The organism is Cryobacterium glaciale, from assembly GCF_004402535.1.
Taxonomy (GTDB): domain Bacteria; phylum Actinomycetota; class Actinomycetes; order Actinomycetales; family Microbacteriaceae; genus Cryobacterium; species Cryobacterium glaciale.
This window is the reverse complement of the sequence record NZ_SOEY01000020.1, coordinates 52,470-73,066: the sequence shown is the minus strand read 5'-3', so window position 1 is coordinate 73,066 and position 20,597 is coordinate 52,470. Positions and strand designations below refer to the sequence as shown.

Genomic DNA, 20,597 nt, shown 5'->3' with positions numbered 1-20,597 from the left:
CGGCTTCAAATCACCCGACGCCCTCATCGCCCTCGCCATGCTCAGCCTCGGCGGTCATAAACCTGTGCTTCCAGGCCGGATTTAACCCACGGATGAGTCAGGAGAGCCCTAAAACTCGGTACAAACGCCCAACTTCTAGAACCACACGACAGTGGCCCGATTTTCGTTCGGCGTTAGCGGACTAGCGCCTTTGGCGCTCCGTGTGGGGGAAAATGGGGCAGGTGGTCATGTCTCAAACTGCCGCTGGCGGTGGTGTGACTAGTGGCGGATGATGGTGGTGTCTGCCACGGTCAATGCCGTTCCGTTCTTGGTGCCCAAGTTTGAGCCTGTGCGTTAGCGTGGCACGGAGGATGACCACGGGAACCGTGGATTGTTGCTGCGAGCACGAGTACTAGATTCCATAATTACTCCTTTCCTCCCTGTGGCAGATATTGGGCAGGGCTACGAGGAAGAAGCAAATCATGGATGTGGTGCACGACCGTTCAGTCGGTATCGATATCTCCAAACGGGACGCGAAAGTGTGCGTCCGAGTGCCTGGGATAAGGCTTGGCACGTTTACCAGGACCGTCACGACGTGGGCAGCAACGACCTCCGAGGTTCTCCGGTTGTGTGAGTTCCTGGAGGAGCAGCACGTGACTGTGGTGATCATGGAATCCACCAGTGATTATTGGAAACCGTTTTACTACCTGATGGAAGATTCCCTCCCCGTCATGCTCGTCAACGCGAAGCACGCCCGCAATATCCCGGGGCGTAAATCCGATGTTTCTGATTGCCAATGGTTGGCGCAGCTGGGTGCTTACGGTCTCCTTCAGGCGTCGTTCGTGCCGCCCGAACCGATCCGGGAACTGCGCGATTTGACTCGCGCTCGAACGATTGCGACCCATGACCGCACGCGGGAGGTCCAACGCCTGGAAAAGTTCCTGGAGTCCTCAGGAATCAAACTATCTTCTGTGGTCACCGATCTGATGGGGGTGTCATCACGAGCGATACTGAATGCCCTGGTTGCCGGAGAACGTGACCCACAGGTGTTGGCTGCCCTCGCGAGGGGGCGACTCAAAGTGAAGATCCCTGACCTCGTTGAAGCCCTCGTTGGACGATTCGGTGAACATCACGCTTTCATGACGCGGCTACATCTCGAGCAAATTGATACCGTCACCGACCGTATTGACCAGTACACGGCGCGGATAGAGGAGGCGATGGCGCCCTTTCGTGTCATCCGGGAAGCGCTATCTACGATCCCCGGAGTTTCCACCCTTGTTGCTGACGTGATCATTGCCGAGACCGGTGCTGGCATGAGTGTTTTCCCTACCGCCGGCCATTTGGCGTCCTGGGCAGGTGTGTCGCCAGGCTCGAACGAGTCTGCTGGGCGGATCAAGTACACCAAAACAATGCCAGGGAACAAGCACCTTAAAGGCGCCCTGGGTATCGCAGCGCTGTCCGTCTCACACAGCAAAAACACGTATCTCGCGGTCAAGTACCGACGGTTTGCGGCCCGACGAGGAAAGATGAAGGCCGTCGTCGCACTCGAACACACGATCCTCACATCCGTCTGGAACATGCTCACCGCGGGTGAGGTCTTCACCGATCTTGGAGCCGACTACTACATTCGCCTCGACCCCGAGAAAGCCAAAAAGCGCGCCATACGTCAACTGCAAACGCTCGGATATGAGGTGACCATCACATCATCCGTTGCAGCATAACTCACGCCTATTTTCGTACTAGACCGGAGCGTCGACGTATCGCCTGCCCTCGCCACGGGCCGTCACCGCATCGGAGAGTTCCACGGCGAGGTCGGGGCTCGCCGTGCTCATGTCGATGAGGATCGAACCGGCTCTCAACCCGGCGAGCACGCCAACCTCCGGATCGAGCACTACCTCTCTTACGGCGTCGGCGTTCGGCAGAGCCAAGAACACGATGTCCGAGACCTCGGCGACCTGCCTCGCGCTCACCGACGGGGATGCACCGATCATCCCCGTTGTCGCGACCTTCTCGGGGTGGCGATCCCAGACAGCCACCGCGTGCTCCTCTGCGATCAGACTCTCGGTGAGCGTCTTGCCCATGGTTCCCAGTCCGATGACACCGACGTGCATCTCCATTGTGCTTCCAATCTTGCCTCGTTGCGAGTTCTCAATATATAGAGAACACTTTTCTGTTATGCAACATTCGGATCAAGCCAAATGCTCGTCGGAGTTGACAAACCGGCGGCGGGCACCGGGTGTTCCTGATGGCTGCGTTGGACCATGCCACCGGGACGGTGATCGGGCAGGAATCGATCGGGCAGAAAACGAATGAGATCCCGCACTTCCAGAGCCTGATGGGCAAGATCGGGGATCTGGGCGGGGTGATAGTCACCGCCGATGCCCTCCATACGCAACGAGGATACGCCGAATACCTGCAGCAGCAGGGGGCACACTATGTTCTGACCGTGAAGAACAACCAGCGCGCTTTGCGGGATCGGATCAGCTCGCAAACCTGGGCCGCCCGTCCCGTCCAGCACGTCTGCCGCCAGAAAGGACACGGTCGAACCACGACCTGGCAGGCAACCGTCCAGCCCGCACAGGAATGGATCGGATTCCCGCACGCGAAACAGACGATGCGTCTGACTCGCGACCGACACAATCATCGAACCGGTGAAACGACCAGCGAACACGTCTACGTCATCACCTCGCTACCAGCAGACCAAGCCACCCCAGAACAACTCGCCAACTACATCCGAGGCCACTGGGGGATCGAGAACCGGCTCCACTGGGTTCGCGACGTCACCTTCGATGAAGACCGTTCCCGATTCCGCACCGGCAACGCAGCACACGTCATGGCAACAATCCGCAACCTCGCCATCAGCGTCCACCGCCTCGCCGGAGCCACCAACATCGCCAAAGCATTACGCGTCACCGGACGCACCCCCAAGATCGCCTACCAACTCATCAGCTGACTTTGAAAAGGCCCTGCCCTTCTTGACACCTCGCGTGGCGGGCGGCTAGTCTCCCTTCATGCAGATATGTTTTCCGCAGAATAGAAAGCACGTGGATCTCGGGGACGAAATCCAGTGCAGGAACGGTCCAATACAACTCATAGGACAGAACACAATGAAGTGTGGAAAAAGAATCTCGGTCGGACTTGCGGCGGTCGTGGTGGTGGCGTTGCTCGCCGCATGCTCGAACCCTCGTGCGGCACCCACAGGCAACGGCGATGGCGGGCTCGATGTGATCCGGATTGGCCTGCCTGCCGCCGGATACGGCCCGTACCTGCCGGTATACGCGGCCGAGGCAGAGGGCTATTTCAAGGCGAATGGCATCAAGGCCGAGATCACCGTCTACCAGGGCGGGGGAGCGGCCACCGAAGCGCTCTCCGCAGGTGAGGCCGACCTCATCAGCTACAACCCGGCAGGAGTCGCGGTCGCGCAAGCGCGGGGGGTCGACATCCAAATGGTCGCAGCAGGCTTGCCGACCTCCGCAGGTTGGTACATCGAGGTGCCCACCGACAGCCCGGCAAAGTCTGTCGCGGACCTTGCCGGCAAGCAGGTCGGAATCGGGAACGCAGGCGGCACGGGCGAGTTCTTCGCACTGTGGGCAGCACAGCAAGCCGGTACCACCTGGGAAAACGTCTCGCTCGGCTATGGGGCTCTCAACGACAGTCTCGTGCAAGGTACGGTTGCTGCGATAGTACAACTTCCGTCGCTGAGCTACGCGCTGCCGGTTTCCGGAAAAGCGCGCGTCTTGCTCGATCTCGGTAAGGCGATGGACCCGACGATCCCCGATGGTTGGGTAGTTCCGAAGAGCTCAGCGGAAGATCCCCACAAGGCTGACGTAATCGCACGTACCCTCAAGGCGATCTACGCGGGCGTCGGCAAGCTGCAGTCCGATCGGGGCTACGCTCTCAAACAGATCGAGGCGCAGGAGAAGATCACGGGCGATCAGGCGGTACAGGAGTACGAGAACACGATCATGGCACTTTCCACTGACGGTGTCATTGACCCAAAGTGGATTCAGAACGCTCTCGACCTCGCACACACGGCGGGACTCGACCGTGATGTGACCCTTCCTCCCGCCAAAGACATCTTCACGGACGCATTCGCGCCCGCGAACTGATCGAGTTAGTTCGTTTCGAGATGACAACCAAGGTGCGTGAGAGGTTGGTGACGGCGGGTTTCTTCGTCGGGCTCCTCCTTGTCTGGGAGGTCCTCTCCGATGTGGGCGTGCTCAACCCGTCCCTGGCACCTGGCCCACGCCAGGTGCTGGGGACGGGAGTCATGCTGTTCGAAGAGGGACTTCTCTACGACATGCGCGTCACGCTGACGTACATCCTCGCGTCCTTCGCCATCGCGGTCGTGGGGGGCGTACTGATCGGAGCGCTGCTCAGCGTGTCGGCGACCGTCACCCAGGTCGCCGAAGGCTTTCTGACCTTCCTGCTGAGCATCCCGAAGTCGCTGTTTCTGCCGTTGTTCATCCTGATCGTCGGAATCGGAGCAGCGCAGAAGATCGCTTTCGGAGTCTTCAGTTCGTTCGCCGTCATCGTGGCCGCGACGATCGTCGGGCTCGCGCAGGTTGATCACGATTTGGTGAGGATGGCCCGATCCCAGGGTGCGACGCCGCTGCAGATATTTTTCAAGACACACCTCCCTTCGATGACGCCGACCCTGCTCGAGGCTGCGCGCATCGCAATGATTCTCAACATCACCGGGGTGCTTATCGCCGAGATGTACGCCTCGCGCGAAGGCCTGGGATATCTGGTGAGCAATTATGGACAGAACTTTCAGGTGGATCGACTGCTGGTAGTGATCTTCGTGGTTACCACCATCGGGATCGTCCTCAATGAGATCCTCCGCGGTCTCGAGTTACGACAAGAACGGTGGAGAGAAGGAACATGACGATGCAGGCAAATGCGGAGCCGATCACAGCCCGAGGCACAGCTGAGGTGCCGGCGATCGAGGCACGCGGAATCACGCACCGCTACCACACAGCACAGGGTGAAGTGCTCGCCCTCGAAGACGTGAACGTTGCGGCTCCGCAAGGGAAGTTCATCTCCATTGTCGGGCCTAGTGGCTGTGGCAAGTCCTCCCTCCTCATGATCCTCGCGGGTCTCCTGCCTCCAAGCGAAGGCGAGCGTCTGCTCCTCGGGTCGGCGCGGTCGGGTCCTCAACCGCGCGACTTGGCGGTCGCGTTCCAGGACGCCTGCCTACTGCCCTGGCGCACGAGCCTAGACAACGTTTCGTTCCCCTTGGAACTTCGTGGTGTTCCCAAGGCTGAGCGCAACACGCAGGGCCGAGAGGCGCTCGCCAAGGTGGGACTCGAGTCATTCGCCGATCGTTACCCGCGGGAGCTCTCCGGAGGTATGCGGCAAAGGGTCGCGGTCGCCCGAGCTCTCATCCAGAAGCCCGCCGTTCTGCTGATGGACGAGCCGTTCGGCGCGCTGGACGAGCAGACGCGGATGGACATGGGGGAGCAGTTACTTACCCTGTGGGACCAGATCAGGAACACGGTCGTATTTGTCACTCACAATCTCACGGAGGCGACTTACTTGTCAGACGAGGTGATCGTGATGGCGGCCCACCCGGGTCGGATCCTCGAGCGCGTCACGATCGACCTGCCGCGTCCGCGCAGCATCGAGATCACCGAGACGGAGCAGTTCATCCACCTCCGGAATCGACTCTGGCGCCTGATCAGGAGCCAGGAGTGACAGCCGCCCGCACCGCTATTCCAGCGCGCGAGCTCAGGGTCCGGAGGGACTGGCGCGTGCTCGGCCTTCGAGCCGGGATCGTCGCCCTCATCTTGCTTGCGTGGGAGGTCGCCCCGCGCGTGGTGGGCATTCCCAAAGCGTTCATCGTCCCGCTCTCCTCCTCGATTGAGGTTGGCGTGCGGGAGTGGGGCCGGATCGGGCCGTCGCTCTGGCCGACGATCTCGGCGATGATCATCGGCATCGCGGTCACCTGGGCGCTTGGCATAGCGCTCGGCTTCATCATCGGCACGTCCCGGTCGCTCGCGCTGCTGACGCGGCCGCTCGGAATGCTGTACGCCATTCCGTTCGTCATCGTGTATCCGCTCCTGTCGGTGTGGTTGGGGCCCGGTCAATTCACGAAGATCGTGTTCGCGATCGTATACGGGCTGATCCCCGTGATACTTACGACCGCTAGTGGCGTGCGGTCCGCCGACGAGCGGCTCGTGCGGGCCGCCGTGAGCATGGGAGCAACGCGCGGGCAACTGGTGCAGAAGGTGCTGTTGCCTGGATCGTTGCCCATTGTTATGTCCGGCCTTCGCCTCGGCGGCGGGCTGGTCATCATCGCCGTCATCGTCAGCGAGATGCTCGCATCGACGAGCGGCGGAATCGGAACCCTTATCACGTCTTATCGGGTTAGCCTCAATGCGGGAGCCGTCTACTTTTGCATCCTGCTCGTGCTCATCATCGCGCTTGTAATGGACCAGTCGATCGTTGCGGTCGAGCGGTGGGTGCGTCGCGGCGAGGGCCAGAGGAGCGCGACATCGCTCTCGGACGAAATGACGGTCTCTGGTGTGGCCGCGATAGTTCCAGACATCCCGACCTCGACAAGAATTGGTGCCCTATGACGACCTACCCGATTTCGAGCCGAGCGGCTGTTCTCGAGCACTTCGGTGCGCCGGTCCCGGTGAGTGAGGTGCGGGTTCCCCAGCTCGAGGAGCTGGAGCCCCGGGCGATCCTCGTCCGTGTCCGGATGGCGTCGGTGTGCGGCACCGACGTCCACCTGTGGGAGGGCGGTGCATTCAACGCGAATCCCATGAATCTCCCTCAAGTGATGGGCCACGAGATGGTCGGAGAAATTGTCGCATTCGGCGAGGGGCCACATGTCGACTCGCTTGGACAGCCTCTGAAGGTTGGCGACCGCATCCTCTGGAGTCATGCTCCGTGCGGTACCTGCTATTACTGCTCGGTCATCCGGGAACCATCGCTGTGCCTGAACCGTCAAAGCTACGGCAGACTGCCAACAAGCCAGTTTCCCTATATCTCGGGAGGGTTCGCGGAGTTCTGCTACGTTTTCCCCAACTCGGGTCGCGTGAAAGTACCTGACGAGGTGCCAGACAGCTGGGCATCCGCGGCGAGTTGTGCCCTGCGGACCGTCGTGCACCTGCTCGAGACCATCGATGACATCGCCCCTCACGAGACCGCCGTCGTGCAAGGCGTCGGCCCGCTCGGCCTCTACGCAGTGTCGATGCTTAAACATCGCGGGGTCGGCACGATCATCGCGATCGGCGCGCCGGATGCCCGGCTCGCGCTCGCCAAATCATATGGGGCGACTCATCTGGTGTCCGTCGAAGAGCTACCGTCTGCCGATGCGCGAGTAGATGTCGTCAGGGCGGCCACGACCGGCGGACGTGGCGCCGACGTCGTTCTCGAGATGTCGGGAGCTCGAAGCGCCGTCGTGGAGGGGTTGGCCTTCATCGCCCCCGGTGGGCGATATGGAATCGTCGGCCAGACCAACCCGACAGCGGTGGAGATCGATCCGAGCATCTTCGTCCGGAAGCAGATCAGCGTTCACGGCGCGTTGTCGGCGCACATCGGCCACTACGCGAAAGCGCTGGACTTCCTCCGGCAGACGAAGGGCGAATATGACTGGGACGCGATGTTCACGTCTCCTGTCGGACTTGACAGGGTCACCGACGCGATGGCGGGTATGCGACGAGGGGTCATGAAACCGCTCATCGATCCGAGCCTGTGATGGAAACCTTATGAATGCCCCACGTGACGGTATAGACAGCTCTCCTTTCATGCCCCTCGAGCCCGCACTATGCAACGCGATCGATATCCACGTTCACGGCTATCCCGACGTCGGACTCGAGTGGAAGATGCGTACAGACGACCTGACCCTCGTCACGCTCGCCCGAGATGCGGGGATGCGAGGCGTTGTTCTCAAGTCCCATTTCTGGCCGACGATGGACCGCGCCATGATCCTGAACGAACGCCTCGATGACCCACAGTTCACCGTGTGGGGCTCCATTACCCTCAACCCGCTGATCGGTGGTTTGCAGCCAACAACCGTCGAGGCCGCGGCCGCCCACGGAGCAAAAGTAGTGTTCCTTCCGACCTGGGGATCGCGGAACGATCACGGTCACGGCGGCGTTGTTCGACAGCAGGTAATTGACGAGCTGCTGCCGTCATTCGGCCCCTACCTAGATGTCGCAGCGATCAAGGTCGTCTCGGACGACGGAGTACTGAATCCGGCCGTGGTCGACATCCTCGAAGTCGCGAAGGCACGGGAGTTGGTAGTTTCAACCGCTCATCTGTCGCCGAGCGAGAGTCTCGTCGTCGCAGAGGCTGCGGCGGGAATCGGGTTCACTCGGCTCGTGTTCGCGCATCCCTTCTCGCCCTCCATCAGCGCCTCCCCCGAGGTCATAGATGCCATCGCCGCAACGGGCGCGATGGTCGAGATCACAGCGGTGCTGACGATGATGCCGCGACCGCCGATTAGCGTCGCCGACGTATACGACACCATCTGCCGTCTTGGTGCCGACCGTGTGGTGCTGTCGTCGGACGTGTTCTTCAAATGGCTCCCGCCGCACGCGCAGATGCTCGCAATGTTCATCGGGCAGCTTCGCAGCCTCGGTAGCGGTGAAGCTGAGTTCACCTCAATGCTCGTCGACAACCCCGCGCGACTGCTCGGTATCCGGACAGCCAAGTGACGCATGAAACAGGAGACGTACCATGAGCGACAACGCGACACCTCGGCACCTTATGTTGATCGACGGCCAGATGTGCCAGGCAGAGGCGGGGGAGTGGATTACGTCAGTAGATCCTGCTACTGAGGAACCGCTCGGACTCGTCCCGCGCGCCCGTGAAGCCGATGTTTCACGAGCAGTGACGGCTGCGGAGCGGGCGTCAGTCGATTGGGAACGAGTGGGCGTCACGGAGCGTGCCCGACTCGTTCGTGAACTTGCTCGCCGGTCGACGGCGCGCGCAGATGAACTACTTGAGATCGAGGTCCGCGATACGGGGAACACCCGCAGGCGGATGACAAAAGATGTCGCGATGGCGACCGATCTGATGGAATACTTCGCCGGAGTCGCGCTCGAGCAGAAGGGTGAGACAATCCCAGCGTCTGCCACTGGGCTCCACTTCACTCTTCGGCAGCCGTATGGGGTGGTCGGACGAATCCTCGCGTTCAATCACCCCTTCATGTTCGCGGGCTCGCGCTTGGCGGCGCCTCTGATCGCGGGGAATTCGGTAATCTTGAAGCCGTCGGAGGAGTCCCCGATCTCGACCACGATCTTGGCGGAGTTGTGTCAGGACTTGTTTCCACCAGGAGTCGTCAGTATCCTCACGGGGACCGGGGCCGAGGCCGGGGCTTCGCTCGTCGCGGACCCGCGAGTGAAGCGTCTGACGTTCATCGGATCGGTGCCGACAGGACGCGAGATCCAGCGGGTCGCCGCGCAGTCGGCGGTTAAGCACGTCAGCCTTGAACTCGGCGGGAAGAATCCGCTGATCGTATTTGATGATGCCGATCCCGAGGCCGTTGCTAATGCTGCCGTCGCGGCAATGAATTTCGGGCACCAAGGGCAGTCGTGCGGCTCGACGAGTCGGATGCTCATCCATGACGCTATCTATGATGATGTCGTCGAGCGGGTCGCCGCGAAGATCGCGGCTCTCAAGGTCGGAGATCCATTGAGCGACAACTCGGACATGGGTCCGCTCAATTCGGCGCGACACCTGGAGCGGGTCAGAGGGCACATCCAAGATGCCCGCGATGATGGCGCTCGGCTCCTCACCGGTGGTGGGCGGCCGAGTGGTGAGCAGTTCAGTCGTGGCTATTGGCTTGAGCCGACCTTCTTCGCCGATGTGACACCGGACATGCGGTTGTTCACGACCGAGGTATTCGGTCCCGTGCTCGCGGCCAGCAAGTGGAGCGACAACAGCGAGCTGCTCGCCATGTCGAACGGCGTCGACTACGGGTTGACCGCGTCGATCTGGACCAATGACCTGCGGCGTGCGCTCGTGACCGCCAAGCTCGTGCGTGCCGGTTATGTGTGGATCAACGGGACGTCGACGCATCATCTGGGCACCAGCTTCGGCGGGGTTAAGCAGAGTGGTCTTGGTTCCGAGGAGGGCCTCGAGGAGCTGTACAGCTTTACAGAGCAGAAAACGATCAACGTCGTCTTGCCTGGTGAGCTTCCCATGCGGATCTAGGAATACAGCGTCAGTCGCAACGTTGGTTTAGAATCGCTCACAGCCGAGTGTCGCGTTCCATCGACGGAGTCCGATCGTGATCGAGGGAGAAGCGCCGATGACTTCGAAAGACACCGAGGGCAAGGGACCGGCCCATCCGATCTCGTCGGTCGGAAACGCGTTGCGACTATTGCTAATGGTCCGTGACCAGCCGCAGCAGCGGCTGTCGGACGTAGCGAAGGCACTCGGGGTGTCCACATCGACCGCTCACCGCCTGCTCGCAATGCTGCAGTCGTACGACTTCGTTCGGCAGGTGAAGGATATGCGGACGTATGTCGCGGGTCCCGTCTTCGTTGATCTCAGGCTTGCTGCCGTGCGGAACATGGACGTCCGTGCCCTTGCTCGCCCGATCCTGACCGAGCTCGCCATGAAGCTCAACGAAACCGTTCATCTCGCGCAACTCGAGGGTATGAATGTCCGCTACCTCATCGGGGCCGAAGGGGAGAGCCAGCTCCGCGTGGCTGACCGAACTGGACAGGTGATGCCCGCCCATATGAGCGCTACCGGGCGTGCCCTGCTGGCTGACCTCCCAGTCGATCGCCGCAAATCGATCCTCGACCGTCTCGACGCCGAGGGTGTTGATGTCGCCGCGCTTCGTGAGGATTTAGACCAGATCCGCCAGCAGGGCTACGCGCTCAACTTCAGGGTTGACGATATCGTCTCGATGGCGACCGCGCTGCGTGATCGCGATAACAACACGATCGCGGCGATCAACGCGGCTGGACCGACCTCCCGGATGTCGCAACGTGATCAGGTCTATGTCGCCCGACAACTGCACGCCGCGGCGGCACAGCTCGAAGACGCATTGAGGTCAGCGCCCTTGGCCTGACGTCGTGAGTTTGAATGCGAGACTTGCCAATTCGAGCTGCGAGAGCTGGAACTGCCAGACGTAGGTGTCATTGAACGCGGAACCGAGATTCGGAGTCGACTCGATATCAGCAGCGGGAACCACCTTGGGCTCTGCTCGCGCCCGTTCGCGAGCAGAGCCATTCGAGCGAGGACTTCCATGTTCAGGACGGTGACGACCGCTTGTGACGAGTAGCGCTTGATGGTAGCGCTAGTCCAGGCACCTGGTAAACGAAGTCGTGAGCACGGATGTAAACAAAGAAGCGAGTGTTTACATCCAGGCACCTGGTAGCGCAGTTCTGACGAGGTGGTGTGTAATCGCGTGACATCGTGGACAGTGGATCTCAGAACTTCGTGGACGCTGGGTCTCATGGCTTCGTGCACAGCTACCGCTCTGGCTCACCGAGCACTGCGGGGAGATCAGTCTGGCGCTGGGCGAACTGTGTCTGATATTCCGCGTTCTTGCGTTCCCAGGGCTTCGTCGGGTGGGTCACGCCAACGCCCTGGATGGAGTATGAGGCAACGTATCGGCCTCGGACGTTCAGCGCGACCATCGGCAGCGGGAAGGAGAACACTATCTCAGCGGTGACGGGATCGGTGAGCAAGAACGCGTCGTCGGTGATCGTCCGGTAGAACGTGCGGTCGGCGTACGTCGTCGGCAGGGAGACCTGGTAGCCCTGAAAGTAGACCTGCCGGTTGGCTTTGGTAACCTCCACGAGTGACTGATCCGCTGTTTGCGGCCGTGCGTTGTCGGGCAGGACTTGCCCGGTCTTGGAGATCGTCAACGGCGCCCGGTGAAGGTCGGACTGTCGTCGCGCGCGAGCCCATCGGTACTCCGAGGCTTTCGCTTCCAGCACCGACAGCGGGATCGGCTCGGTCGCGGGCGTGTGCTCGAGCACGTCCCACGCCGCCCGCGGCGTAGCTTGCTCGAGGGCCTGATGCGGTCGGCGGTTGTTGTAGTGCTCCCGGAAACGCTGGATCCGGACACGGAGATGCTCGAGAGTGGCCGGCCGGTCAGCGTCGAGGAAACGGATCAACGTCTGATGGGAGCGCTCGTTCTTGCCCTGTGTGGTGGGCTTACCCGGCAGCCCGCTGATCGGCATGGTGCCTTTCGATGCCAGAAAGATCTCCACGGAGCCGATCGTGCCTGCGCGCAGCTGGTTGAACGCCAGCGAGTTATCCGATAGCACTTCTTTGGGTGCCCCGCATGCGGCGATTGCCCGTTCGAGGACGTCCTTGGCATCAGCACTGTTCTCATGCCGCGAATACGCGTCGGTGCCCACGTCGTATCGGCTTGCGTCGTCGAGCAGCTGATATACCGTGACGGTTTGCCCGTTCGCCAGCCGGTACTCGAACGCGTCCAGTTGCCACAGCGACATCGCTGTCGCGCGCACGAACGGGATGTAGGACGACTTCGGTCGCTTCCTCGGTGACGCGTCTACCTGCCCGACGCTGGCCAGGAGACGTGCGATCGTCGCCACCGACGGGACCTTTCCTCCGGGGAACCCGCTGTCCATGGCCGCTTCGTAATAGATCGAGCGAGGACCATAATCCCAACCATCAGTCTTGAGCTGTTTGCGGATCTTCACCACCTCATTCACGACGACCTGCCCATAACGCCGGGCCGGGACGTTCGGGGCGCGGGAGCGTGGGTGCAGCGCAGCAGCAGCCTCGTGGACAGCTCGCCCACGGATCTTGTAGAACACGCTCCGAGAGATCTTCAGAGAGCGGCAGAACCCGATAATCGACAGCGCGTGAGGCTGAGTCGGGTCGTAATGCATGATCGCGGCACGAGTCTGGGGTGAAAGAGAATTCGTCATTCCCCAACTATCACCGCCGCAAATGTCTCCGATGCTGTGAGACATCCTGTCCACGATGTCATGAGATCGAGTGTCCACGATGCGCTGAGACAGGACAGTCCGGACAAGCGCTACCTACAAGCGCTACTCGCCACAGTGGTATATGAAATACATGCCGCAAGACCTTATCCACGCCCTCGACCTGTACCGAAAGGACCGGAAGGCTGCCGACACCGGCGTGCCGGTTGACGAGGAAACGCCCGAAGACGACGCCATCCTCTCCAGCGACTCAAACCCCGTGCGTGAAGCCAAAGAGCTGCGAGACCAGAGGATCGCCGAGCGTGAGAAGTACCGCGCCAAGCCCAAGGGCAAGCGACGGCCCGACGGCTCACGCCAATATCTCTACCCTGACCCTAAGAACTACGACGGTTTGGCCTTCGACCACAAGACCGGTGAACTCATCGAGCCCATCCGCAAGAAGACCGTCGTGATACCCGCCGGGAAAGATCCCGCCAAGGACAAAGCCCTGAAGTACGGTCAGGCCTACCCCCACAAAAGTCCAGTGTGGAAGGGTTTCTACGCCCTGCGCAACACCGTCGAATCGCAGAACGCGTTCATCAAGGACTCCGCGACCGAAGACATCGACTCCCCCATGAAGCGGCGCGCCCGCGGCAATACCTTTGCGTCGCTGGCCGTGACACTCGCACTCGTCTCAGTCAATATCCGAAAGATTTTGACGTTCATTCAAAGTGAGCTCGCAGCGTTTCTCGGGGCGAGCACTCTCAGAATCAGCAGTTTAACGCACAAAACCGGCGATGCGATCGCCGGTTTTTTGTTGCCGCAGGAATTTCGTAAACTAATCGCCGGAATTACGTAAACTCCTCTGTGCGGAGACGGTGGGAGCAATTTCATTCAAATGTTGCCAAAATGTTGCCACGCTCCGGGGCCGCGTTTCAACATTTCGAATCGTCTTGCTCTAGAAGAGTGTCGGCTCATCGCTAGGCGTGGGAGCATCCGGTCGCACGAGCAAGTCGAAGAAGTCGGTGTTTACAAAAAGCCGCTCACGCCCGACCCTGACGTCGATCAAGGTTCCCGCTTGCACGAGCGAATTGAGCCATCCCGTCGCCGTCGGTCGGGACACCTTGCACCGCGTCATGACGCTCGTAATGCGACAGTACGGCTGTTCGAACAGGACGGAGAGCAGGTCCGCGTTGGCGCCTCCAGTGGTGACCGCGCGGATGACCTCCTGGGTCGCCGCTTCGAGTTCATGGATTGCGTCGATCTTCTGGACGGTCGACAGGGATGTCTGTCGAATTCCCTCCAGAATGAACAGAATCCATTCCTCCCAGGCACCCGATTCGGTGACCGCCAGCAGGAGCCGGTAGTAGTCGGCCTTGTTCTCGATGATGTACCGCGACAGGTAGAGGACCGGGTGGTAGAGCAGCCCCGCCTGCATGAGAAGCAGAATATTGAGGATGCGACCTGTGCGGCCGTTGCCATCAGCAAAGGGGTGAATTGCTTCGAACTGATAGTGGGCGACGGCGAGCGTGACCAGCGGGTCGAGATCGTTCCCGGCATGGATGAACTGTTCCCAATTGAACAGCTTGTCTCGCAGCAGTCGCTCCCCTGCGGGCGGGGTATAGATGGCCTTCTTGGTTACGGGGTTTCCAATGAACGTGCCGGGCAGGTTGCGGATGATCATTTCGCGTGAGTGAATGATGGAGCACACCTCAATCGCCGTGGTGACCGACAACGGCCGGGCTCGCATGCTCTCAATTCCGCTGAACAGAGCAGTCCTGTAGCGCAGAGTCTCTTTGGTTTCCGAGCTGGTCGCACTCGACTCGTCCTGGGCAAATTTGAAGAGGTCATCGGCCGTCGTGACGATGTTCTCAATTTCGGAGCTTGCCTGCGCTTCCAACAGCGGAATCGTGTTGATGAGGACCGTCGGGTTGGGAATCCGCCTAGACGCCTGATCGAGTGAAGCAAGAGCTGTGCGTGCTTGGATCGTCGCCTTTAAGACCTTCTTGGATTCTAGGTCGACCGCCGGCGGCAGGGCTGGCAAGTCGTTATAGGGCTTGCCGGCAATCCACGTCATATGCAAACTCTAGGCGCACATTCGCTAAACGTGTAAAAAAACAGGCCGAAATTTTAAACGTTGACGGCACGTGTAAATCTACTTGGCATGTTCACACGGCGCATTTTCGACGGCGAATGGATCTCGCTCCGGATCAGCGTGACCCTCGAGCCCCCTGCTTCCGAAGATTCCGCACAGCATTGACGACTGCCATCAGAGCCAGAAACAGCAGAACGCCGCCCAGCTTTGACGGCATGACGGTCGTCGAGTTCGATTCCTGGATCTCCGGCGCCGAGCACGGCGCCTACCGGTGGAGCACCAACGACGAACGCACCGAACGCACCCAACTGCAAGCCATGCGCGAACTACACGCGCAGATCCGGGAACGAAAACGCCTGACCGCCAACCTCGCGATCGAACGAACCCTGGACGCCGCAGCCGGCGAGATCGCCACGGCCCAGGAATGGGACACCACCGAGGAACGCCTCGCCGAGTCCAGCCGGCGCATCGCTCAGCTCACGTCCTACCTCACCTCAGCGGGCTGGGACCTCGACGGCTGGACGAACTAGGCGCGCCTCCGAAGTGTCGGTGGGTGCGAGGAGAGTGAGACCAAAATCACGATCACTGAAGATCACGAGGTGAGGTCATGGGAAGCATTACCGCCTACGAAACATCTGCTGGCCGACGCTACCGCGTGCGATATCGACGCCCGGACAAAACCCAGACCGATAAGCGGGGGTTTCGCACCAAACGAGACGCTGAGATATTCGCTGCCTCGGTCGAAGTCTCGATAGTACGCGGGGAGTACATCAAGGCGGGTGCTTCGAAAATTCCGATCGATACTTTGGGTGCAGACTGGCTGGCATCCCAGACTCACCTCAAACCCAGTTCACTCAGACCCGTGGAAATCGCTTGGCGTCTGTACGTGAAACCTCGGTGGGGCAAAGTCGCCGTTGGAGATATAACCCACGGTGCAGTCCAAACTTGGATTTCAGATCTGACGTCCGCGAAGGGCGCCACAACCGTGCTGCGCGCCTTCGGAGTCCTCGCATCAATTCTCGACTTTGCCGTGCGTGACCGGCGGCTCTCCTCAAATCCAGCCCGTGGCGTGAATCTCCCCCGCAAACCCAAAAAGGAACATCGCTACCTCAGCCATGACGAGGCAATCCGTTTAGCTGAAAATTCAGGCGACCATAGAACGCTTGTGCTCGTGTTCTGCTACACCGGGCTGCGTTGGGGCGAGGCCGCCGGATTGCGTGTGCGAGATATTGATTTCAACAAGCACCGCATTTCGGTCAGCGTGAACGCGGTGGAGGTCGGCAACCACATCGAAGTTGGCACGCCAAAATCCCACAAGAGGCGCTCAGTCGCCTTTCCTCAATTTCTCGTTGGGTCGCTGAAGCAGCCGATAGCGGGTAAGTCGCCAGACGATCTGGTGTTCTCTGATTCATTTGGATTCCACATGAAGCGCACCCGAGTGAGCACAGGTTCGCGGTCGTGGTTTAAGACCGCATTGACCACAACCGGGCTTCCTCCCATGACGATGCACGACCTCCGTCACACGGCCGCGTCGCTGGCAATTTCCTCCGGCGCGAACGTCAAAGCCGTCCAGAGAATGCTCGGACATGCCTCCGCCGCGATGACTCTCGACGTCTATGCAGACCTCTTCGATGACGACTAGACGCCGTTGCACATCGCCTCGATAAGGCCGCAGCTATTTCAATTGTGGGCAAAATGTGGGCAACCGCCGATTTTGGGGCAAAGGAAAGCCCCTGAGTCCCAGTGTTTATAAGGGATTCAGGGGTTCGATTGGCTGCGGAGACGGTGGGATTTGAACCCACGGTACCCCGTAAAGGGTACTCCACCTTAGCAGGGTGGTGCACTAAGCCGAACTATGCGACGTCTCCTTGGCATCTGCTTGCGCAAACACACTCGTCCATCTTAGCCGTACCGCGGGCATCCGCTCTGACCATGAAGATCTCGGTCAGAGCGGATGTCCTCGCCCGGCTACTGGTCCTTCAGGGTTCGGCCGGCCGTGCAGGTGTAGTCGCCGGCGGTCTGGCCGGTCACCGACTCCGACAGGACGACTCCCGGGGCCTCCGTAGCCACCGGCGCCTCGGTCACGGCCGGAACATCGGTCGCGGCGGGATCCGTGGTCGCGGCCGGCGCGGGAGCGGCGTCAACGGGAGCATTCGGGTCAGCGACCGTACCGCTGCCCGTTGTTCCACTCAGCGAGAGCGGCTGATCGGCAGCGACGGCCTCGAACAGGTTGTCGAAGGCGGGTTGAATGGCCTTCACGCCGCCGGCCGTGGTGCCGGTGGGTACCTGCGCGAACACGACCTGGTCGAGGTCGATGTCTTTCAGAGCAATGGCGATCGACGCGAGGGTGGTCACGCTGTTGAGGCTGTCGGAGAGGCGCATGTTGGCGGTGACCGCCTTGGCCAGGGCGTACACCTTGGTCGGGTCCGAGAGGGTGTCAGCACTCTTGATCGTGCGCACCAGCGATGACATGAACAGCTGCTGGTTGTTGATGCGGGTCAGGTCGCTGCCGTCGCCGACGCCGTGGCGGGTGCGCAGAAACTGGAGCGCGTCGTACCCGGAGAGCTCGTGCTCACCCGGGTCGAGAAACGTTCCGGTGTATTCATCTTCGATGCGCTCTGCGACGCAAACCGGCACACCGCCGACGGCGGAGGACATAGCCATGACGCCGCTGAACTGCACCTCGGCTGCGAAGGGGATGGACAGGCCGGTGGCCTTCTCGACGGTCAGCACGGTGCAGGCGAGCCCACCGTAGGTGAGCGTGGTGTTGATCTTCTGGCTGCTCATCGCGCTGAACGAGCCACCATCGGGGTCGGGGCAGGAGGGGATGGAGACGAACATGTCCCGGGGAAAGCTGATGACCGAGGCGTTGCTGTGGTCTTCGGAGATGTGCAGCAGCATCGTCACGTCGTTGAGGTCACCGGTGGAGTCCTCCGGACCGAACGCCGCGTCCTGGCCGACTCTGCTGTCACTGCCGACGATGAGCATGTTCACGCCGCCGTCGATGGCGCCGATCGAGGGCACCGGCCCATCAGTCTCATTGGCGAGGTGCACACTGGGCTGCACGCTCGCGGCGACGTCATAGGTGGCGATGGCACCGACGGAGAAACCGCTGACCAGAACGACGGCCACACTGCCAGCAAGAAACTTCGCCACGGCGACGGCAGCGTTCGACTTCTTCAGTCGGCCATGCCGGGCAATGGTTTTGAGGTTCCTGGAACCGGCACTGCGGGGGCGAAGTTGGTCGCTCACTCATGTCCTCTCATCGGGTAGTCGGCCTGGTCAGCCTGAGGCGACAGTCATTGTGCGCCGGTGTTCTTCACTTGCACTGGTGCTGCGGAGGGCGTGGGATTCGAACCCACGAGACATTTCTGCCCACCAGTTTTCAAGACTGGCTCCATCGGCCGCTCGGACAGCCCTCCCGGTTGCCCATGCTCCACACGAAATGCTGCGGAGAAGAATTGGGCGAACTGGCCCGATTCTAGCCGATGGCAGACCCCACAGGCTGACAGAGGGGTCTGATAAACGGCTGGATGCCAGTCAGAGCGTGCGCAGAACCATGGCGAGGCCGTCGACTTCCACGGTTCCGGTGAGCTCCGATCCGGCGGCGAGAACGTCGTCGGGCGACTCTCCCATGGCCACACCGCGACCGAATTCGGCGGCCCATTGCAGCATGTCGATGTCGTTGCGCCCATCACCGACGGCCATCACCCGCTCGCGCGGCACACCCATCGCCACGCGCACCCGCTCCATCGCGGTTGACTTGTTGACGCCGTCGGGGGCGATGTCGAGCCAGGCGGTCCACCCGATGGCGTAGCTCACCCGGTTCAGGCCCATGCGCTCGACGACCTGGAGAAAATCTTCCATATCGTGGTCGGGCGAGATGACGACCACCCGGGTGGCCTTGTGCTTGAGCAGTTCATCGAAGTCGACCCGTTCGCTGTCCATGCCGATCGTGGCATCGGGGATCGGTTCGGTGTAGCGGTAGAAGCCGTGCTCATCTTCGACCGCGAACCGAGCGGAGCCGAGGTGCGCGCGAATCGATGTGAGCACGTCACGCGGGTCGAAGGTCTCGACCCATTCCCGGCGGTAGCCCATCGGCGCTGAGGCGTCGCGGTGCATCGTGATGGCTCCGTTGGAGCAAACCACGTAGCGCGGTGCGATACCGAGTCGGTCGAGCACCGGCAGGGCCGCTGCGGCCGAGCGGCCAGTGGCGAGCATGACCTCGTGGCCGGCTGCGGCGAGGCGGGCGACCTCATCGATCACGGCCTGGCTGATCGAGCCGTCTTCGTGCATGGTCGTGCCGTCGATATCGAGGGCAACAAGCCACGGCTCCGTTGTGACGACAGTCTTCACTTCGTTCCCTTCACCGGGAGCGGCGTCAACACCTCAAGGCCGCCGAGATAAGGCCGGAGGGCCTCGGGGACGCGCACCGAGCCATCCGCTTGCTGGTGTGTTTCGAGCATGGCGACGAGCCATCGCGTGGTCGCGAGCGTGCCGTTGAGGGTGGCGACCGGCGCGGTCTTGCCCGATTCGGTGCGATAGCGGATGTCCAGCCGGCGCGCCTGGTAGGTGGTGCAGTTGCTCGTGCTGGTGAGCTCACGGAAGGCGTTCTGGGTGGGCACCCAGGCCTCGATGTCGAACTTGCGGGCGGCGCTGGAGCCGAGGTCTCCGGCCGCGACGTCGATCACGCGGTAGCTGAGTCCGAGGGACTGCAGCATGCCCTCCTGCAGGGCGACGAGTCGGTCATGCTCGGCCTCGGCGTTCTCGGGCAGCACGTAGGTGAACATCTCAAGCTTGTTGAACTGGTGCACGCGAATAATGCCGCGGGTGTCTTTTCCGCCCGAGCCGGCCTCGCGGCGGTAGCAGGTGGACCAGCCGGCGTAGCGCAGGGGTTCCTCGGACAGGTCGAGGATCTCGTCTTTGTGATACCCGGCGAGCGCGACCTCGCTCGTGCCGGTGAGGTAGAGGTCGTCGGCGGGCAGGTAGTAGACCTCGTCGTTGTGTTCGCCGAGGAAGCCGGTGCCGTCCATGATCTCTGGACGCACCAGGGTGGGGGTGATGAGCGGCACGAAGCCGGCGTCGAGCGCACGGTCAAGCGCCATGTTCATGAGGGCGATTTCGAGGCGGGCGCCGATGCCCTTCAGGAAGTAGAAGCGCGTGCCAGAGACCTTGGCGCCGCGGGCCATGTCGATGGCTCCAAGCAGTTCGCCGAGTTCGAGGTGGTCGCGCGGCTCAAAGTCGAAGACCGGGGCGTCACCGTGGGTACGCAGGGTCGCGAAGTTTTCCTCGGCACCGGCCGGAACGCCGTCGATGATGGGGTTGGCGATGGACTTGACGATCTTCGTGAAGCGTTCCTCCGCCTCAGCGGCCACGGCGCCGGCGGCCTTGACCTCGGCGGCGAGGCCGCGCGCCTCGGCGACGAGGGCCTTCTTCTGCTCGGGCGAGGCCTGGGCCACCGTCTTGCCGAACAGGTTCTGCGTGGCGCGCAGGTCTTCGAACGCCGTAATAGAAGCGCGTCGTGTCGCATCGGCGGCGAGCGCGGCATCCACCGCTTCAACGGAGTCGCCACGGGCCTCCTGCGAACGCTTGAAGAGGTCAGGGTTTTCGCGTAACAGCACCGGATCAATCACCCGGCCAGTCTACAAGCG

19 protein-coding genes and 2 tRNA genes are annotated in these 20,597 nt (G+C 61.4%); 13 read left to right on the top strand and 8 right to left on the bottom strand.

The features are described from left to right. Window positions 1–461 precede the first annotated feature (461 nt). Window positions 462–1,700: an IS110 family RNA-guided transposase gene (locus E3O06_RS10970; protein ID WP_134503425.1), complete on the top strand. Its 1,239-nt coding sequence runs from the start codon at window positions 462–464 to the stop codon at window positions 1,698–1,700. An 18-nt stretch (window positions 1,701–1,718) separates the two neighbouring features. On the opposite strand, the gene E3O06_RS10965 is transcribed toward E3O06_RS10970, so the two are convergent. Further along, complete coding sequence (locus tag E3O06_RS10965; RefSeq protein ID WP_338144854.1) at window positions 1,719–2,108, bottom strand: NAD(P)-dependent oxidoreductase; 390 nt, start codon at window positions 2,106–2,108, stop codon at window positions 1,719–1,721. A gap of 116 nt (window positions 2,109–2,224) precedes the next feature. Here E3O06_RS10965 and E3O06_RS10960 point away from each other — a divergent pair, with 116 nt between their 5' ends. From E3O06_RS10960 to E3O06_RS10920, 9 genes are all read left to right on the top strand, one after another. Then, a complete protein-coding gene (locus E3O06_RS10960) occupies window positions 2,225–2,932 on the top strand; it encodes an ISAs1 family transposase (protein WP_134503423.1) in 708 nt (235 codons plus the stop codon). Between the two features lie 154 nt (window positions 2,933–3,086). Continuing rightward, entirely contained in the window at window positions 3,087–4,088 is a 1,002-nt protein-coding gene (locus tag E3O06_RS10955) for an ABC transporter substrate-binding protein (protein WP_166788182.1), read from the top strand. Window positions 4,089–4,120: 32 nt separating this feature from the next. After that, on the top strand, window positions 4,121–4,867 hold the full coding sequence (locus tag E3O06_RS10950; protein WP_166788181.1) for an ABC transporter permease: 747 nt from the start codon (window positions 4,121–4,123) through the stop codon (window positions 4,865–4,867). Continuing rightward, the gene (locus E3O06_RS10945; protein ID WP_134503420.1) at window positions 4,864–5,676 is read left to right on the top strand and encodes an ABC transporter ATP-binding protein; all 813 of its coding nucleotides are present in this window, start codon (window positions 4,864–4,866) and stop codon (window positions 5,674–5,676) included. Before E3O06_RS10950 ends, E3O06_RS10945 begins: the two co-directional genes overlap by 4 nt. A 56-nt stretch (window positions 5,677–5,732) precedes the next feature. Then, window positions 5,733–6,560: an ABC transporter permease gene (locus tag E3O06_RS10940; RefSeq protein WP_134503419.1), complete on the top strand. Its 828-nt coding sequence runs from the start codon at window positions 5,733–5,735 to the stop codon at window positions 6,558–6,560. After that, window positions 6,557–7,687, top strand: coding sequence for a zinc-binding dehydrogenase (locus E3O06_RS10935; RefSeq protein WP_134503418.1), 1,131 nt, complete (start codon window positions 6,557–6,559; stop codon window positions 7,685–7,687). Before E3O06_RS10940 ends, E3O06_RS10935 begins: the two co-directional genes overlap by 4 nt. 49 nt (window positions 7,688–7,736) lie before the next feature. Further along, a complete protein-coding gene (locus E3O06_RS10930) occupies window positions 7,737–8,648 on the top strand; it encodes a DUF6282 family protein (protein ID WP_134503417.1) in 912 nt (303 codons plus the stop codon). A gap of 22 nt (window positions 8,649–8,670) precedes the next feature. Next, a complete protein-coding gene (locus tag E3O06_RS10925) occupies window positions 8,671–10,149 on the top strand; it encodes an aldehyde dehydrogenase family protein (protein ID WP_134503416.1) in 1,479 nt (492 codons plus the stop codon). Between the two features lie 76 nt (window positions 10,150–10,225). Then, window positions 10,226–11,017, top strand: a complete 792-nt coding sequence (locus E3O06_RS10920; RefSeq protein ID WP_134503415.1) for an IclR family transcriptional regulator — start codon at window positions 10,226–10,228, stop codon at window positions 11,015–11,017. A 403-nt stretch (window positions 11,018–11,420) separates the two neighbouring features. Here E3O06_RS10920 and E3O06_RS10915 read toward each other — a convergent pair whose 3' ends face one another. Continuing rightward, complete coding sequence (locus E3O06_RS10915; protein ID WP_134503414.1) at window positions 11,421–12,854, bottom strand: integrase core domain-containing protein; 1,434 nt, start codon at window positions 12,852–12,854, stop codon at window positions 11,421–11,423. Between the two features lie 142 nt (window positions 12,855–12,996). On the opposite strand from E3O06_RS10915, the gene E3O06_RS10910 reads away from it, so the two are divergent. Then, window positions 12,997–13,710 (top strand): hypothetical protein, encoded by a 714-nt coding sequence (locus E3O06_RS10910; protein WP_134503413.1) that lies wholly within the window; start codon window positions 12,997–12,999, stop codon window positions 13,708–13,710. A gap of 99 nt (window positions 13,711–13,809) precedes the next feature. Here E3O06_RS10910 and E3O06_RS10905 read toward each other — a convergent pair whose 3' ends face one another. Next, window positions 13,810–14,928, bottom strand: a complete 1,119-nt coding sequence (locus E3O06_RS10905; protein WP_134503412.1) for a Fic family protein — start codon at window positions 14,926–14,928, stop codon at window positions 13,810–13,812. A gap of 233 nt (window positions 14,929–15,161) precedes the next feature. Here E3O06_RS10905 and E3O06_RS10900 point away from each other — a divergent pair, with 233 nt between their 5' ends. Together E3O06_RS10900 and E3O06_RS10895 are read left to right on the top strand one after the other, a co-directional pair. Next, window positions 15,162–15,476: a hypothetical protein gene (locus E3O06_RS10900; protein ID WP_134503411.1), complete on the top strand. Its 315-nt coding sequence runs from the start codon at window positions 15,162–15,164 to the stop codon at window positions 15,474–15,476. A 77-nt stretch (window positions 15,477–15,553) separates the two neighbouring features. Then, complete coding sequence (locus E3O06_RS10895) at window positions 15,554–16,588, top strand: tyrosine-type recombinase/integrase (RefSeq protein WP_338144853.1); 1,035 nt, start codon at window positions 15,554–15,556, stop codon at window positions 16,586–16,588. 135 nt (window positions 16,589–16,723) lie between these two features. On the opposite strand, the gene E3O06_RS10890 is transcribed toward E3O06_RS10895, so the two are convergent. The 5 genes from E3O06_RS10890 to serS form a co-directional block, all read right to left on the bottom strand. Further along, a tRNA-Ser gene (locus E3O06_RS10890) sits at window positions 16,724–16,814 on the bottom strand. A 100-nt stretch (window positions 16,815–16,914) separates the two neighbouring features. Beyond that, a complete protein-coding gene (locus E3O06_RS10885) occupies window positions 16,915–18,198 on the bottom strand; it encodes an LCP family protein (RefSeq protein WP_134503410.1) in 1,284 nt (427 codons plus the stop codon). An 85-nt stretch (window positions 18,199–18,283) separates the two neighbouring features. Continuing rightward, window positions 18,284–18,368, bottom strand: a tRNA-Ser gene (locus E3O06_RS10880). Window positions 18,369–18,486: 118 nt separating this feature from the next. Then, the gene (locus E3O06_RS10875; RefSeq protein ID WP_241980089.1) at window positions 18,487–19,302 is read right to left on the bottom strand and encodes an HAD family hydrolase; all 816 of its coding nucleotides are present in this window, start codon (window positions 19,300–19,302) and stop codon (window positions 18,487–18,489) included. Beyond that, entirely contained in the window at window positions 19,299–20,579 is a 1,281-nt protein-coding gene (gene serS, locus E3O06_RS10870; RefSeq protein ID WP_134503409.1) for a serine--tRNA ligase, read from the bottom strand. Before serS ends, E3O06_RS10875 begins: the two co-directional genes overlap by 4 nt. Window positions 20,580–20,597 lie beyond the last annotated feature (18 nt).